The sequence below is a fragment of the Pseudomonadota bacterium genome, from assembly GCA_016711215.1.
GTDB lineage: Bacteria > Myxococcota_A > Polyangia.
Genome location: JADJTL010000003.1, coordinates 56,171 through 70,427 on the forward strand (window position 1 = coordinate 56,171; position 14,257 = coordinate 70,427).

Consider the following 14,257-nt stretch of genomic DNA (forward strand, 5'->3'; position numbering starts at 1 on the left):
CCGCGCCGGTCAGCCCCGCGCCCGCTGGCCTTCGATGCGTCCGGCGAGCCAGGCGTACCAGGCCTCCAGCCCCTCCCCCGTGCGCGCCGACAGCCGCAAGACCTCGAGGTCGAGATTGAGCGCCCGGGCATCGCGCTCGGCGCGCGCCGGATCGAAGTCGACATAGGGCAGCAGGTCGACCTTATTAATTAGCAACGCCCGCGCGGCATGGAACATCACGGGGTACTTGAGCGGCTTGTCGTCCCCCTCGGCGACCGAGAGGAGCATCACCTTCTCCTGCTCGCCGAGGTCGAACTCCGCCGGGCAGACGAGATTGCCGACGTTCTCGATCAGCAGGAGATCGAGGGCATCGAGGTCGAAGACCTGCAGCGCCTGCTGGATCATGCGGGCATCGAGATGACAAGCGGCGCCGGTATTGATCTGCACTGCCGGGACGCCATGACGCGCGATGCGATCGGCATCGAGGCGCGTCTGCACGTCGCCCTCGATCACGGCCAGGCGATAGCGCGCCGCCAACGCGACGACCGTCCGCTCGAGCAGGGTCGTCTTGCCGGCCCCCGGGGCGCTCATCAGGTTCAGCACATAGACGCCGTGCTCGCGGAAGTGCTTCCGGTTCTGCTGCGCCAGCGTGTCATTGTGGGCCAAGATTCCGGCCCCGACGGCGATCTCGTGCATGGCCTAGTCCTCCACGTCGATGGCCAAGAGGCGCAGCTCACGTCCAGCCACGACAGCCGCTGACTCCGCCCCGCAGCGTGGACAGCCGGGTCGCTCGCGGCGGCCCGGGCGCTCCAGTTCGCAGCGTGGACAACACAGCACCAGCGGCACGGACTGCACCACGATCCGGCAGTCCGCGGCGACGGTGCCCGCCCGCAGCGCCTCGAAGGCGAACTCGAGCGCCGCGGGCGCAACGGTCGAGAGCTCGCCGATGGCGACTGTCGCCGAGTTCACGCGGGCGGCACCCTGCTCGCGAGCGACTCGCGCAATCAACGCCAGCAATTCATAGGCAACAGTCAGCTCATGCACGAGGGACTCACGCAGGCCACCCGCTGCGCCGAGCGGTAACCTGGACCGCCGGCAATGTACCCTTTCCGCCCCCGCGCGCCCATCGCCTTGCACGTGGGCGCGCCGCCGCCGCCGCCGCGCTCAGCGCCGACCGCTGGGCGCTGGGCGAACGAGGCCCGGTCGGAGAGAACCTGCGCCGCCGATCAGGCGCCGTCTGGGCCGCGCCCAGATGTGCGCCCAGATGTGCGTGGACACCGTCGCACGACCAGACGACAATGGCGTCTCGAAGCAGAGGGGTCCCATGATTCTGACCAACATCGAAAACGTGCCCGGCTTCCAGGTGGTCGAGCACATGGGGCTGGTCTCCGGCAGCACCGTGCGCTCGAAGCACGTCGGGCGCGACCTGATGGCCGGGCTGAAGAACATCTTCGGTGGCGAGCTCAAGGGCTACACCGAGCTCCTGAACGAGGCCCGCGGGGAGGCCATCGAGCGGATGACCCAGCAGGCCAGGGCGTTGGGAGCGAACGCGATCGTCAACGTGCGCTTCTCGACCTCCGCTGTCGCGGCCGGAGCCGCCGAGCTCTATGCCTACGGCACCGCCGTGCGCGTCGAGTAGGCCATGTTCGATCTCATCGTCTTCGCCGGGTTGTTGGGCTGCGGGTACTTCATCGGCGGATACTACGAACGCAGCCACTATCGCAGCATTCGCGCGCGTGAGGCGGCCTCGCTCTCGCTCTCGCTGCTGACCGGCAAGGCGATCGATCCAGACTGGCAGGTGACCCAGGCAACCTTGGTCACCGGGGTCTGCGTGATCTCGGTCGACTACTTCAAGAGCGTGGCGGCCAGCCTGCGCAACCTGGTGGGCGGGCGCGTCTCGGCCTATGAGCACCTGCTCGATCGCGCGCGCCGTGAGGCGCTGCTGCGGATGAAGGAGGAGGCGGCCGTGCTGGGTAGCAAGGTCGTCGTGGTCAACGTGCGGCTCGAGACCTCGTCGATCAGTGGGATGAAGGCGGACGGTCGCTCCAGCCGCGTCGCCTCGATCGAGGTCCTCGCCTACGGCACGGCCCTCGCACTCGCTTGAAGCTCACGAATCGCCTGCCCCCCGAGGGGATCAACGCCAGCGCGCAAAGCCCTCTCGTCGAGCTCGGGTACCTCCTCGCCGGGGTCGTCGCAGCCGTCGTGCTCGTCTATTTCGCGCTTGGCCTGGTCGCGGACGCGCTCGTGGCCCGCATCTCCCCGCAAACCGAGGCCCGACTTGCACGGCTGCTCCTCCCGGCGACCGAGGCGCTCGCGCCCAAGCGCCGCGCTCGGCGCGCCCCGCAGCAGCTCCTCGACCGGCTGGTAGAGAAGGCCCCGCCGCTGCCCTATCCGATCCGGGTGCAGATCGCCTGCGACCCAGCGATCAACGCCCTGGCCCTGCCCGGCGGGCATATCGTGCTGCTACAAGGCCTGCTCGATCGTGTGCGCTCAGAGAACGAGCTGGCGCTGATCCTCGCGCACGAGCTCGGTCATTTTCACCTGCGGCACCACCTGCGGGGGCTCGGTCGCGGCCTGGTCTGGGTCAGCGTGATGGCGCTGCTGCACCTCGGCACCCACTACGCTTCGGCCCTAATCAACGGCACGGGCCGGCTGGTGGCGATGCGCTACAGCCAGGAGCAGGAGGTGGCCGCTGACCGCTTTGGCGCCGAGCTCTTGGCCAAGGTCTACGGCCACGTGGGCGGGCTCGCCGATTTCTTCCTGCGGATGGCCCGCGAACGGCCGGAAGCGGCGCTCCTCGGTTGGTTCTCGACGCACCCCGCGGCAACGCAGCGGCTGGCGCGGCTGAGGGCGCTGGTGCAGCAGCGCGGCTGGCGCGAAGGGCCACGACAGCCCTGGGCCAAGGTCGAGAGCGGCTGCCCTCCGCTGGTCGAAAAGCCGCGATCATCGCCCCCGCAGGGGCAGAAGGACGCGGCGCCTCGGCCTGAGGGGAGTGGAGGGGCGCAGGCAGGACCAGGGCAACGCCCAGGAACTCGCCAAGGAGCTCGCTAGCTCGCCCCATGACAGGGTGGTATGAGGGGGGCCAGTCGCGGTGTTGATACCGCGCCAAGGTGGTACCGCGCAAAGGGGGGGCAGCATGGCGCAGCGAGGCTTCTGGATCATCGTCATCACGGGCCTGGCAGCGGGCTGCAGCGATAGCGCTTCCTCCCAGCGCGACGGCGGCCTCGACGCCGCTCGCCTCGATGCCCAAGGCGTCCGGACGGACAGTGCCCCACCGCTGCGGGATGGCGCCGCCGATCGCGGGGTGAGCACGGACGCCGCGGTGCTTGGCTGCGGCGACGGGCTCTGCAGCGCCGGCGAGGACTGCAACAGCTGCGAGCGCGATTGCGGGGCCTGCGGCCTGTGGACGAGCCAGAGCGCACCGGCAGCCAGCGATCTCGAGACCGTCTTCTTTCCGGTCAACTCGCTGCGCGGCTATGCCGCCGGCGCCGCGGGCACGCTGCTCGCCACCAGCAACGGCGGCCTGCTCTGGACCAGCGTGGCCCCGACGACGCCCGCCGTCGAGGCGACCCTGCGCGCGATGCACTTCGTCGACGCGCTGCAGGGCGTGGTCGTCGGCGACAGCGGCACGATCCTGCGCACTGTCGACGGCGGAGCGAGCTGGACCACGAGCGCCGCTGGCTTCACGGGCGCGCTGCGCGGCGTGGCCTTCGTCGATGCGCTGCACGGCCTGGCCGTCGGCGATGGGGGAGCCATCCTGCGCACCAGCGACGGCGGGGCGAGCTGGGGCAGCGCGAGCAACAGCGCCGGCGCCACGCTCCGCTCGGTGGCCTTCGCCGATGCGCAGCATGCGCTTGCCGTCGGCGACGGTGGGCTGATCGTCCGCAGCAGCGACGGCGGCAACAGCTGGACACCGGTGATCACCGCCGCCGTCGCCACTGACCTGCGCGCGGTCGCCTTTGGGCCGGGCACGAGCACGGCCTACGCGGTCGGGGCCGACGGCGCCCTGATCAAGAGCGCGGACGCCGGGCTCAGCTGGCAGCGGCTGATCATCGACGGTGCGCCGGACCTCCGGGCGGTCGCCTTCCCTGTCGATGCCCTCCACGGCTGCGTGGTCGGCGACACGGGGATCGTGCTGCGCACGCGTGACGGCGGGGCGAGCTGGCGCCGCGAAAACGTCCGGGGCAACCCGGCGCTGCGCGGACTCTCCTTCCCCGCGCACTGGGTTCATGGCTACGCGGTGGGTCGCGGCGGCGTGATCGCCAAGCGCCAACCAGCCTGGGACGAGACGGTGCTCTATGACACCGAGCTGGCCGGTCAGCCGCGGATCTCGATCCTGCCGGGTGCGACGCCGGCCGACCGGGTGATCTTCGCCGGCACCAGCGCGGGCCTGCTCTTCGCCCTCCGCGACTTCGAGCGCATTCCGCTCTACCGGCCGGTCGCCCTCGACGGCGCTGTCGGCAACCGCGCGCCCGTCGGCGGGCTCGAGGGCGAGACCGGGGCGACGATCTTCGTCGGCACCAAGGGCGGCTTTGGCTACGCGGTCAACGCGGCGGATGGCGCGCTTCGCTGGCGCACCGACGGCGATGCCAGCAGCACGGGACTGCAACCCCTGGGTGAGGCGCTGGCGGCCTCCCCCGTGGTGTCGCCTTCGCGCAACCTGGCCTTCTTTGCGGCCCGCGGCGCCGCCTCGGCGGCCAGCCGCCTCTTTGCCTTCGACGCCAAGACGGGGGTCTGCCGCTGGGTCTTCAACGGCGACTGCGATGGGGCCACGGGCACGCTCGCGGTCGGCGCCACCGACGCCGGCCCGATTCATGACGCTGCCGCACGGCCGCTCTACCTCGGCAGCACACGCCGCGCTGGCGGCGCCACGCTCTGGGCCATCGACGCCGGTGAGAGCGCGGGCGGCAGCGTGCTCTGGAGCAGGGATCTGGGTCCGAGCAGCGGTTCGCCAGCCTTCGGCGAGGCCAGTGCGCCGCGCGTCAGCTTTTACTTCGGCAGCGCCGATGGGCGATTCTGGCGCGTCCGCGCCAGTGACGGTGCCAGCTGCTGGGCGGCGAGCGGCACCACCTGCGCGGATGCCTCGGGGGCCGAAGAGGCCTTCTGCACGGCGAGCGACGCCCGGGCCGCGAGCTGTGCCGCGGGCAGCAGCGTGGTCGGCGGTCCCTCACCGATCTTCAGCGGACCCTCCGCCGGCCGCGTCGTCTTTGCCACCGCGGACGGCTTCCTGCGGATGCTCGACGGCAACGGGGGCCTGCAATGGAAGAGCGCAGCACCGATCGCCGGCGCGAGCGCCCCCCTGGTGCTGCCGGAGCCGACCAATCGCGTCTACGTCGGCTCGAGTGACGGCCGCCTCTACCAGTTCAACCTGGCCGACGGCGCCGCGCAGGGCAGCCGGGTCGTGGGCGACGGCAGCGCGGCCGTGGGCAGCCCGGTTCACGCCCAGCGACTCTATGTCAGCACGACCGACGGACGGATCTTCCGCTTCGACGTGCCCTTCGCGCCCTAGGCCCTAGCGCCCCACTAGAAGCGGTGCCCGCAGTCGGCGCAGAACTTCGCGCCAGGGGCCACGGGCGTCTGGCATTGCGGGCAAGCCACCGGGGTCACGACCTGCGCCGCGCCGCAGCCGCTGCAGAACTTCGCCCCCGCGGCGACTAGCTCCCGACACTGAGGACAGGCCTGCGCGCTGCGAAAGGGAGTGCCGCAGGCGCTGCAGAACTTCGCGCCCGGCGGGTTGGCGGTCTGGCATTGCTCGCAGCGCGGACCGGAGGGCGCCGCCGCTGCGGGCGCAGCGGGTTGGGCGCCGCCACCCGCCGGCTGCAGCGCCTGCTGCAAGCCGCCGAGCATGCCCAACCCAACGCCGAGCCCAAGCCCAGCGCCGACGCCGGCGCCAGCGGCGCCTCCGGGCTGTTGCGCGGCATCCTGTAAGGCCTGAGCCGTCTTGTACTTCATGTAGTGGTCGAGATTGCCGAAGAGGGCCATCCCCGAGCGCTCGTCGATGCGCTTCTGCACCTCCTCGGGCGGCGTGATCGCCGAGATGATGAAATCCTCGACGCAAAGGCCGTACTTGCCGAAGTCATCGCGGATGCGCGCCTTCATCGCCGTGCCGATCTCATCGTAGCTGCTCGGCAGGTCGAAGATCGTCTTGAGCGTCTCACCGAGGAAGTCGGTCAGTCGGCCGATGATGATATTGCGCAAGAAGTCGGCGATCTGCGGCGTGGTGACGATGCCCTGCGTGCCCACAATCGTGTCGACGAAGCGGTGCGCGTCCTCGACGCGGAACGAATGGATGCCAAAGGCCCGCAGCCGCACCATCGAGAGCTCGCGATCGCGAAAGAGCACGGGCTCCTTGGTGCCCCACTTCTGATTGGTGAAGACCTTGTGGTTGGTGAAGATCACCTCGGCGTTGAAGGGACTGTCGCCGCGGAAGACGGCCCAGTTGAGCACCTCGCCGAGCAGCGGCAGGTTTCCGCTGACCAGCGTATGACGCCCGGGACCAAAGGTATCGAGGGCTTTGCCGCCGCGGAAGAAGACCGCAGTCTGCGTCTGCCGCACAATCAGCTGGGCGCCGAGCTTCAGGTCGGCCTGACCATCCTCGGGGAAACGGCTGACGATCAGCTCGCCCGTGTTGTCCAAGCTCTGAACGACTTCGACCAGCATGCGGCGCTCCCTTCACGTGGCGGCCGCCGCGGGTTGCGGCGACCGGGCTTTCCGCGGCCCGCGCGAGCGCGCGAGCCGCGACTGCGTGGGCGGCATCATTTGGGCCGCATCATTGTTGCGGAGGCACTCGACGCGGTCAATTGCCAGGCAGCAAGTCGCCGCACCCGGCCCGTGAGCCGCCGCGTCCCCCCTGAGCGGCGAAGGGCCCCCCGGTCGCGAATCGGGTAGACTGAAGCCCATGCGCAGCGGACAAGGTCGCGGCCCGGAGCGGCCGCTGGCGGTGGTGGCGCTCGGCGGGCATGCGTTCGTGCGCCAGGGCGAGAGCGCATCGATTGCGATCCACGAGCGTTGTGCCGCCGAGATCTCGGCGGTGCTGCTCAACCTCGTCGAGCGCAACTACGATCTCGTCCTCACCCACGGCAACGGGCCGCAGGTCGGGCAGCTGCTGCTGCAGACCGATCTGACGCGCGACCAGGTGCCGGCGATGCCGCTCGACGTGCTCGTCGCCGACACGGAGGGCTGGCTCGGCTACGTGCTGCAACAGGCGCTGCTCAATCAGCTCCAGGCGCGGCACGCGCAGCGCTTCGTCGTCACGATGATCACCCAAGTGCTGGTCGACGAGGACGACCCGGCCTTCGCCGCGCCGACCAAGCCCGTCGGAGCGTTCATGTCGGCAGCGGAGGCCGAGAGCGCGCGCGATCGGCTGGGTTGGCACGTCGCCGAGGACGCCGGTCGGGGTTGGCGGCGCCATGTGCCGTCGCCGCAACCGCGCCAGGTCGTCCAGTGGCGCATGATTCGCGATGCCGCGCTGCAGGGCCACATCGTGATCGCGGCCGGGGGTGGCGGCATTCCGGTCGTGCGGTCGGCGGAGGGCCAACTGCGCGGCGTCGAGGCGGTGATCGACAAGGATCGGACGTCGAGCGTCCTGGCCGCCGCGATCGGCGCGGACCTGCTGATCGTCCTGACCGATGTGCCGCAGGTCTACGTCGACTACCGCAGGCCCAGCCAGCGAGGCCTGGATGCCGTGACCATGCAAGAGGCCGAGCGACTGATCGCGGAAGGCCACTTCGCGCCGGGCAGCATGGGGCCGAAGGTCGAGGCGATCGACGCTTTTCTGCGCAAGGGCGGACGACGTGGCTTGATCACCGCGCCCGCCGACCTCGCCGCAGCCCTGGAGGGGCGCGGCGGCACGCACTTCGTCGGGCGGCTCTAGGGCGCAACCCGCGCCAGCGGCCCGGAGCGGAGCCCTCGGCTGGGGCCTCCACCCTCGGGCCGACTGACACCGGGGCTACGGTTTAGCGACCCCACGACCAGGCCAGGCGACACGCCACCACCAATGCCGCGCGCAGACCAGGATCCGTAACTGCCAGTGATCGCTGGATCCACCCTCGCCGCTGATGGGCAGCGCAGGCCATCGGCGCTCGGCACGCTCGTTGCTTGAGAAGCGAGCAAGGTTCTTCATCGAGGGGTTTCCGATGTTCAAGACGTACACACTCACCTTCGGACTGGCCGCGACGCTCCTTATCGGCTGCGGGGCCGGCACGGTCGGGAGCACCGACTCCACCGACGGCGACAACCCGGAGCTCTTCGACCCGAGCTTCGACCCGGTGAGCCCCACCAACGAGGTCGCGAACCTTCCCCTCACCAACGACGATCCGGTGAGGCCGGAGGAGTGCAACAACCAGCTCGACGACGACCACGACGGCCAGGTCGACGAGAACTGTCCCTGCGACCCCGCCGTCAACGGGGGCGTGCAGGAGTGCTACACGGGCTCGGCTGCCTCGCACGGCCAGGGCATCTGCCACGTCGGCACGCAGCGCTGCCTGGGCGACCAGGAGTTCAAGACCTGGGGTCACTGCAGCGACGAGGCCACCCCCCTCCCGGATGTCTGCGGCGACGGGATAGACAATGACTGCAACGGAGAGGTCGACGACGAGGCGCTTTGCAAGCCCTCCTCTGGCGGCGGCAATCCCGGCGCTGGCGGACCCACCGCGAATCCCTGTGCGGCGACGCCGTGGGCCGAGAACTGCTGGGATGCGCCGATCGACAACGGCGGCCCCGGCGGCCCCGGCGGCCCCGGCGATACCGGCGGCCCCGGCGGCCCCGGCGATACCGGCGGCCCCGGCGGCGACCCGGCTGTTCCGAGCAACCCGGGCGGTGCGACGCCCGCGACGGTCCCGATCCCGGTCTGCGACGCCTCCAATTGCAGCGGTTGCTGCGACGCTCTGGGCGCCTGCCATACGCCCAGCGCCGAGCATTGCGGCCTGAGCGGCGGAAGCTGCAGCACCTGCTCGCTGACGCAGCAGTGCACGCCCTCACGCGGCAGCTGCGAGGTCCGGCGCTACCAGGTGATCGTGGTCAGCGGGCGGTCGAGCCGCAACTACGGCAACGATGCGCGCTACAACCCGATCGAGTACCTGGTGGACGGCCTCTTCGGCGACCCCGACTGGTACGTGACCGCGACCCTCTTCGGCGTCAACAGCGAGCCGGTGCTCAGCGGCGAAACGGACGAGGACAGCAACGAGGATCCAGAGTGGCACGAGGTCGTCTTCGAGGCGACCGAGGATCAGCTCCTCAACCGCTGGCTGCGCCTCGAGGTCAGCGAGGCCGACAGCTTCCTGACCTTCGGTGACGGCCATTATGGCAGCTGCAACCAGCTGATCACCCGCGCCGAGCTGAACGCCGGACAGGTCACGATTACCCCCTGCGGCAAGGCGATGAAGAGCCTGACGCTCGCGCTGACGCTGATCCCCACCTCCTAGTCAGCAGTCACGCCGGTCTGCCTCCGCGGCGCTCACGCCTGAACGCGCCGCGCTCACTCGCCGCGGCGGCCCTTCGCCCCTCCTCTCCGCCGCCGCCCCTCGCTGTTGCCCCTTGCTTGTTCGCCGGCCTTCCGCGGGGTAGAAGCGGGCCTGCGCGCGGAGCGCGACCGTCGTCGCCGACGGATCGCTTCGGTGCCGCGCACGGAGCCAAGAGAACGCGAGACGGCGGCGCGGGCACGGGGCTCGGCGACGTGCGGAGCGCGCTGCCCCAGGACCACACGATGAGCACCTTCAGGCCCAATCCGCGCAACGCGACGGGCGCCACGAGTCACCAGCCCTCCGCAGGCCCCGCCGCGCGCAGCGAATCGTCGCGGCGCCATACCGGCCTGGCGCCTCTCGCCCTCGCGCTGACGCTCGCGGGCCACACCGCCGGATGCCACAGCGCGCCGCCCGCGCCGCCCGCGGCCCCGGCCCTCGCGGTGGCTCGGGTGCGCACGCAGCGCGTGCTGGCTCAGTCCCATGAGGGCCGCGAAGAGGTGATGGGCACCGTGCGCGCCAAGCTACGCGCGAGCATCGAGGCGAAGGTCAGCGGGCGCATTCTCAAGCTCCCGGTCGCCCTCGGCCAGCGCGTCGCCGCCGGTGCCCTGCTGGTGCGGCTCGATCTGCGCGAGACGCAGGCGCGCGTGGCCCAGGCAAAGGCTGTCGCTGAGCAGGCCAACGCCGACCTGGTGCGCGTCAGCGCCTTGCTGGCGCGGCAGGCGATCACTCGCCAGGACTTCGATGCCGCGCAGGCCCGTGCGCGGATCGCCGAGGCGTCACTGCGCGAAGTGAGCACGATGCTCGGCTATGCCACCTTGACGGCGCCCTTCGCCGGCGTGGTCACGCGCAAGCTGGCCGACGTTGGTGACCTCGCCAGTCCCGGTCGCGCGCTGATCGAGCTAGAGGATCCCTCGGCGTTACGTCTGGAGATCGATGTACCCGAGGCGTTGATCGAACACGTCCGGGTCGGCGTCACGCTGCCGGTGCGCATCGACACGCTGCCCGAGCTGGTGCAGGGCACCGTCACCGAGGTCGGCCCGAGCTCTGACCCCAACAGCCGGACCTTCCGCGCCCAGCTCGACCTGGCGGGGAGCCCCGTCCTGCGCAGCGGCCAATTCGGCCGTGCGCTCGTCCCGACCGGACACACGAGCATCTTGCGTGCACCGCTTGACGCCGTCGTCGAGCGCGGTCAGCTCGAGATCGTCTTCGTCGCGCGGGACGGGCGCGCCGAGCTGCGGCTGGTCAAGACCGGCAAGCGCTTCGCCACGACGATCGAGATCGTCTCCGGTCTGAGCGCCGGCGAGGCGGTGGTGGTCATGGGTGCGGCGATGTTGGTCGACGGCCAGCCGCTCGAGGCGCAACGATGAGCGCCGTGCAGCCGCAGGGCGACGCCGAGCTCGGCCTCGCGGGGCGGATCGCCCGCACCTTCATCGACTCCAAGCTGACGCCCTTGGTCGTCGTGACTTCGGTGCTGCTGGGGCTCGGCGCCGTCGTGCTGCTGGCGCGCGAGGAGGAACCCCAGATCAAGGTGCCGATGGTCGACGTCCTCGTGGCGATGCCCGGCACGAGCGCGCGCGAGATCGAGGAACGCGCCACCCGCCCGATGGAGAAGCTGCTCTGGGAGATCCCGGGCGTCGAGTACCTCTACTCCACCTCGCGCCCGGGCGAAGCGCTGGTGATCGTGCGCTTCAAGGTCGGCGAGGACGTCGAGCGCAGCCTGGTCAAGCTCAATCAGAAGCTGCAGTCCAACTACGACCGCATGCCCCAGGGCGTTTCACTGCCCTTGATCAAGCCGCGGTCGATCGACGACGTGCCGATTCTGGCGCTAACGCTGCATAGCGCAGTGCACGACCACCTGGCGCTGCGACGGCTCGCCGCGCAGCTCGACGACGCCATCAAGCAGGTTCCTGACGTCGCCGAGACCACAATCACCGGCGGCGCGCGCCGGCAGATTCGAGTGCTGCTCGACCCGGCGCGACTGGTTTCGCGTGAGCTGAGCGCGGCGGGGCTGATCCCGCTGCTGCAGCAGAGCAATCGGCAGTTTCGTGCCGGTGGCCTGACCACCGACGACCGCGAGGTGGTGATCGAGACGGGCGGCTTCCTCAGCACGGCCGAGGAGGTCGGCAACGTCGTCGTCGGCATCAACGCCGGCAAGCCGGTCTACCTGCGCGAGGTCGCTCAGGTGGTGGACGCGGCGGAGGAGCCGGCGCAGTACGTGTTCTACGGTGAGGGCGCCGCCAAGGCCTCGCGGGCGAACGAGCAGCCCGCGGTCACGTTGAGCGTGGCGAAGCGTCCGGGCGCCAACGCCGTCGCCGTCGCCGAGGCCGTGCTGCACAAGATCGCGCAGCAGCGCGGCCGGATCGTGCCCGCCGACGTCAGCATCACGACGACGCGCCACTATGGCAAGACGGCCGCCGAGAAGTCGAACGAGCTCCTCTTTCACATGGCGATCGCCGTGCTCAGCGTCTCGCTGCTGATCCTCTTCACGCTGGGCTGGCGCGAGTCGTTGATCGTCGCCGTCGCGATTCCCTCGACGCTGGCGTTGACGCTGCTCGTCTTCTATCTCTACGGCTTCACGCTCAACCGCATCACGCTCTTCGCCCTGATCTTCTCGATCGGGATCCTCGTCGATGACGCGATCGTCGTGGTCGAGAACATCGTTCGCCACCTTCGTCTCCCGGGCAACCGCGCGCGCAGCGCCGCCACGATCGCGGTCGAGGCCGTCAACGAGGTGGGCAATCCCACGATTCTGGCCACGTTCACCGTGATCTTCGCCGTCCTGCCCATGGCCTACGTCGGCGGCCTGATGGGGCCGTACATGCGGCCGATCCCGATCGGCGCCAGCGCGGCCATGTTCTTCTCGCTGGCGATCGCCTTCATCGTCACGCCGTGGGCCGCGCTGCGCCTCCTCGGGCGCCGGCGGGTTGGCGCGGCGCTACCCGCCACCGCGAGCAAGGCGCCAGGCGACCTGCCGGCCGAAGGCGGCGAGTCCACCGCTGACGCGGGCGACTCCCTCCCCGTCGCCGAGACCACCACCGGCGGCCACGGCGGTCACGGCGATCATGAGGAGGACGCCTTCACCCGGGTCTATCGGCGGCTGATGGCACCTCTGCTGGCGAGCGTCCGCTGGCGCTGGTTCTTTCTGCTGGGCACCAGCACGCTGCTGCTCCTCGCCTGTGGTCTCGTCGTCAGTGGTTGGGTCAAGGTCAAGATGCTGCCCTTCGACAACAAGAGCGAGCTACAGCTGATCCTCAACATGCCCGAGGGAAGCTCGCTCGAGCATACGGCCCGCGTGGCGCGCGCGATGGCCGCCGCCGTGCGCGGGGAGCCCGAGGTCAGCGACTACCAGATCTACGTCGGGGCCGCGGCACCCTTCAATTTCAACGGCCTGGTGCGGCACTACTTCATGCGACGTGGCGCCAGCGTGGCCGACGTGCAGATCAACCTCGTCGACAAGCATCAGCGCTCGGCGCAGAGCCACGCGATCGCCAAGCGCATCCGACCCAAGGTCACCGCCATCGCGGCGCGTCACGGCGCACGCGTGGCCGTGGCCGAGGTGCCACCCGGCCCCCCCGTCCTGCAGACGCTGGTCGCCGAGATCTACGGGCCGAGCGAGGCGCAGCGCCACGCCCTGGCCGCCGAGGTGCGCGCGATCTTCCAGCGCACGCCAGGCGTCGTCGACGTCGACTGGTACCTGGAGGCTGACCAGCCCAAGGCGCGCTTCGTCGTCGATAAGGAGAAGGCCGCGCTCCACGGCATCAGCGTGGCGACGATCTCGCAGACGCTCCGTATCGCCGTCGGCGGCGAGGCCGTCGACCTGGTGCACTTCCCGCGCGAGAAGGAAGACGTCGAGCTGGTGCTGCGCCTCCCGCCTGGGGCGCGCTCACTGCCCGAGGATCTGCTCGGGCTGCGCGTGCGCTCGGGGGACGGCAATGCCCTGCCGGAGCCGGGTCGCGCTGCGGGTGCTCCGCCGCTGGTGCCGCTGCGCGAGCTGCTGCGGATCGAGCGCACGATCAGCGACAAGTCCATCTACCACAAGAACCTGATGCCGGTGAGCTACGTAATCGGCGACGTCGCGGGCGTCATCGAGAGCCCCGTCTACGCGATCTTCGCGATGAACCGCGAGCTGGCGCAGCTCGACGCGCGCCAGTTCGGCGCGTCGAGCGCGCGACTCGAGGTCCTCAACGCCAGCCAGCCGGTCAGTGACGCTTTCCCCTCCCTCAAGTGGGATGGGGAATGGCAGATCACGCTCGAGGTCTTCCGCGACCTGGGCCTCGCCTTCGCGGCCGTCTTGCTGCTGATCTACGTGCTGATGGTGGGCTGGTTCGCGTCCTTCCTCACGCCGATCATCGTGATGGCCGCGATTCCCTTCTCGCTGATCGGCATCCTGCCGGCCCACGGCGCGCTGAATGCGTTCTTCAGCGCTACGTCGATGATCGGCTTCATGGCGGGCGCAGGGATCGTCGTGCGCAACTCGATCATCCTCGTCGATTTCATCGAGCTGCGGCTGGCCGAGGGCATGCCGCTGGCGGAGGCCGTCGTCGACGCAGGCGCCGTCCGCTTTCGGCCGATGCTCTTGACCGCGCTCGCGGTCGTGGTCGGGGCCGGGGTGATTCTCTTCGATCCGATCTTCCAAGGGCTGGCCATTGCCCTGATGGCCGGCGAGATCGCCTCGCTCGCGATCAGCCGGATGGCCGTCCCCGTGCTCTATTACATGGCCTACCGCCAGCGCGTTCCACGGCGGGCGGCAGCCGCCGCTACCGCGAGCTAGCGCGAGCAATTCGGCGCGCTCGGCTGGGTGACCCCGGCGGTGCCAG

General features: G+C 70.2%; 10 protein-coding genes and 1 pseudogene. 8 read left to right on the plus strand and 3 right to left on the minus strand.

The annotated features are described in order from the left end of the window. Positions 1–9 precede the first annotated feature (9 nt). Together hypB and IPL40_09255 are read right to left on the minus strand one after the other, a co-directional pair. On the minus strand, positions 10–675 hold the full coding sequence (gene hypB / locus IPL40_09250) for a hydrogenase nickel incorporation protein HypB (GenBank protein MBK8481345.1): 666 nt from the start codon (positions 673–675) through the stop codon (positions 10–12). Positions 676–678: 3 nt separating this feature from the next. Further along, entirely contained in the window at positions 679–987 is a 309-nt protein-coding gene (locus IPL40_09255; protein ID MBK8481346.1) for a hydrogenase maturation nickel metallochaperone HypA, read from the minus strand. A gap of 316 nt (positions 988–1,303) precedes the next feature. On the opposite strand from IPL40_09255, the gene IPL40_09260 reads away from it, so the two are divergent. The 4 genes from IPL40_09260 to IPL40_09275 all read left to right on the plus strand — a co-directional run bounded on the left by IPL40_09260 (position 1,304) and on the right by IPL40_09275 (position 5,488). Beyond that, entirely contained in the window at positions 1,304–1,618 is a 315-nt protein-coding gene (locus tag IPL40_09260; GenBank protein MBK8481347.1) for a YbjQ family protein, read from the plus strand. A 3-nt stretch (positions 1,619–1,621) separates the two neighbouring features. Then, positions 1,622–2,083, plus strand: a complete 462-nt coding sequence (locus IPL40_09265; GenBank protein MBK8481348.1) for a heavy metal-binding domain-containing protein — start codon at positions 1,622–1,624, stop codon at positions 2,081–2,083. Then, positions 2,080–3,030 (plus strand): M48 family metallopeptidase, encoded by a 951-nt coding sequence (locus IPL40_09270; protein MBK8481349.1) that lies wholly within the window; start codon positions 2,080–2,082, stop codon positions 3,028–3,030. The genes IPL40_09265 and IPL40_09270 overlap by 4 nt, the downstream gene beginning before the upstream one ends. Before the next feature lie 85 nt (positions 3,031–3,115). Continuing rightward, the gene (locus IPL40_09275) at positions 3,116–5,488 is read left to right on the plus strand and encodes a PQQ-binding-like beta-propeller repeat protein (GenBank protein MBK8481350.1); all 2,373 of its coding nucleotides are present in this window, start codon (positions 3,116–3,118) and stop codon (positions 5,486–5,488) included. Positions 5,489–5,502: 14 nt separating this feature from the next. On the opposite strand, the gene IPL40_09280 is transcribed toward IPL40_09275, so the two are convergent. Beyond that, positions 5,503–6,639: an SPFH domain-containing protein gene (locus IPL40_09280; GenBank protein MBK8481351.1), complete on the minus strand. Its 1,137-nt coding sequence runs from the start codon at positions 6,637–6,639 to the stop codon at positions 5,503–5,505. Positions 6,640–6,877: 238 nt separating this feature from the next. Here IPL40_09280 and IPL40_09285 point away from each other — a divergent pair, with 238 nt between their 5' ends. The 4 genes and pseudogenes from IPL40_09285 to IPL40_09300 all read left to right on the plus strand — a co-directional run bounded on the left by IPL40_09285 (position 6,878) and on the right by IPL40_09300 (position 14,211). Continuing rightward, positions 6,878–7,852, plus strand: a complete 975-nt coding sequence (locus IPL40_09285) for a carbamate kinase (protein MBK8481352.1) — start codon at positions 6,878–6,880, stop codon at positions 7,850–7,852. 728 nt (positions 7,853–8,580) lie between these two features. Then, a pseudogene (locus IPL40_09290) lies at positions 8,581–8,768 on the plus strand (hypothetical protein). Between the two features lie 914 nt (positions 8,769–9,682). Further along, the gene (locus IPL40_09295; protein ID MBK8481353.1) at positions 9,683–10,807 is read left to right on the plus strand and encodes an efflux RND transporter periplasmic adaptor subunit; all 1,125 of its coding nucleotides are present in this window, start codon (positions 9,683–9,685) and stop codon (positions 10,805–10,807) included. Continuing rightward, positions 10,804–14,211: an efflux RND transporter permease subunit gene (locus IPL40_09300; GenBank protein ID MBK8481354.1), complete on the plus strand. Its 3,408-nt coding sequence runs from the start codon at positions 10,804–10,806 to the stop codon at positions 14,209–14,211. Before IPL40_09295 ends, IPL40_09300 begins: the two co-directional genes overlap by 4 nt. Positions 14,212–14,257: the final 46 nt, after the last annotated feature.

What these genes read in the sequence shown, in the direction of transcription:
- hypB (MBK8481345.1), bottom strand. Translation starts at nt 675, where the DNA reads ATGCACGAGATCGCCGTCGGGGCCGGAATCTTGGCCCACAATGACACG.
- IPL40_09260 (MBK8481347.1), top strand. Translation starts at nt 1,304, where the DNA reads ATGATTCTGACCAACATCGAAAACGTGCCCGGCTTCCAGGTGGTCGAG.
- IPL40_09265 (MBK8481348.1), top strand. Translation starts at nt 1,622, where the DNA reads ATGTTCGATCTCATCGTCTTCGCCGGGTTGTTGGGCTGCGGGTACTTC.
- IPL40_09275 (MBK8481350.1), top strand. Translation starts at nt 3,116, where the DNA reads ATGGCGCAGCGAGGCTTCTGGATCATCGTCATCACGGGCCTGGCAGCG.
- IPL40_09280 (MBK8481351.1), bottom strand. Translation starts at nt 6,639, where the DNA reads ATGCTGGTCGAAGTCGTTCAGAGCTTGGACAACACGGGCGAGCTGATC.
- IPL40_09285 (MBK8481352.1), top strand. Translation starts at nt 6,878, where the DNA reads ATGCGCAGCGGACAAGGTCGCGGCCCGGAGCGGCCGCTGGCGGTGGTG.
- IPL40_09295 (MBK8481353.1), top strand. Translation starts at nt 9,683, where the DNA reads ATGAGCACCTTCAGGCCCAATCCGCGCAACGCGACGGGCGCCACGAGT.
- IPL40_09300 (MBK8481354.1), top strand. Translation starts at nt 10,804, where the DNA reads ATGAGCGCCGTGCAGCCGCAGGGCGACGCCGAGCTCGGCCTCGCGGGG.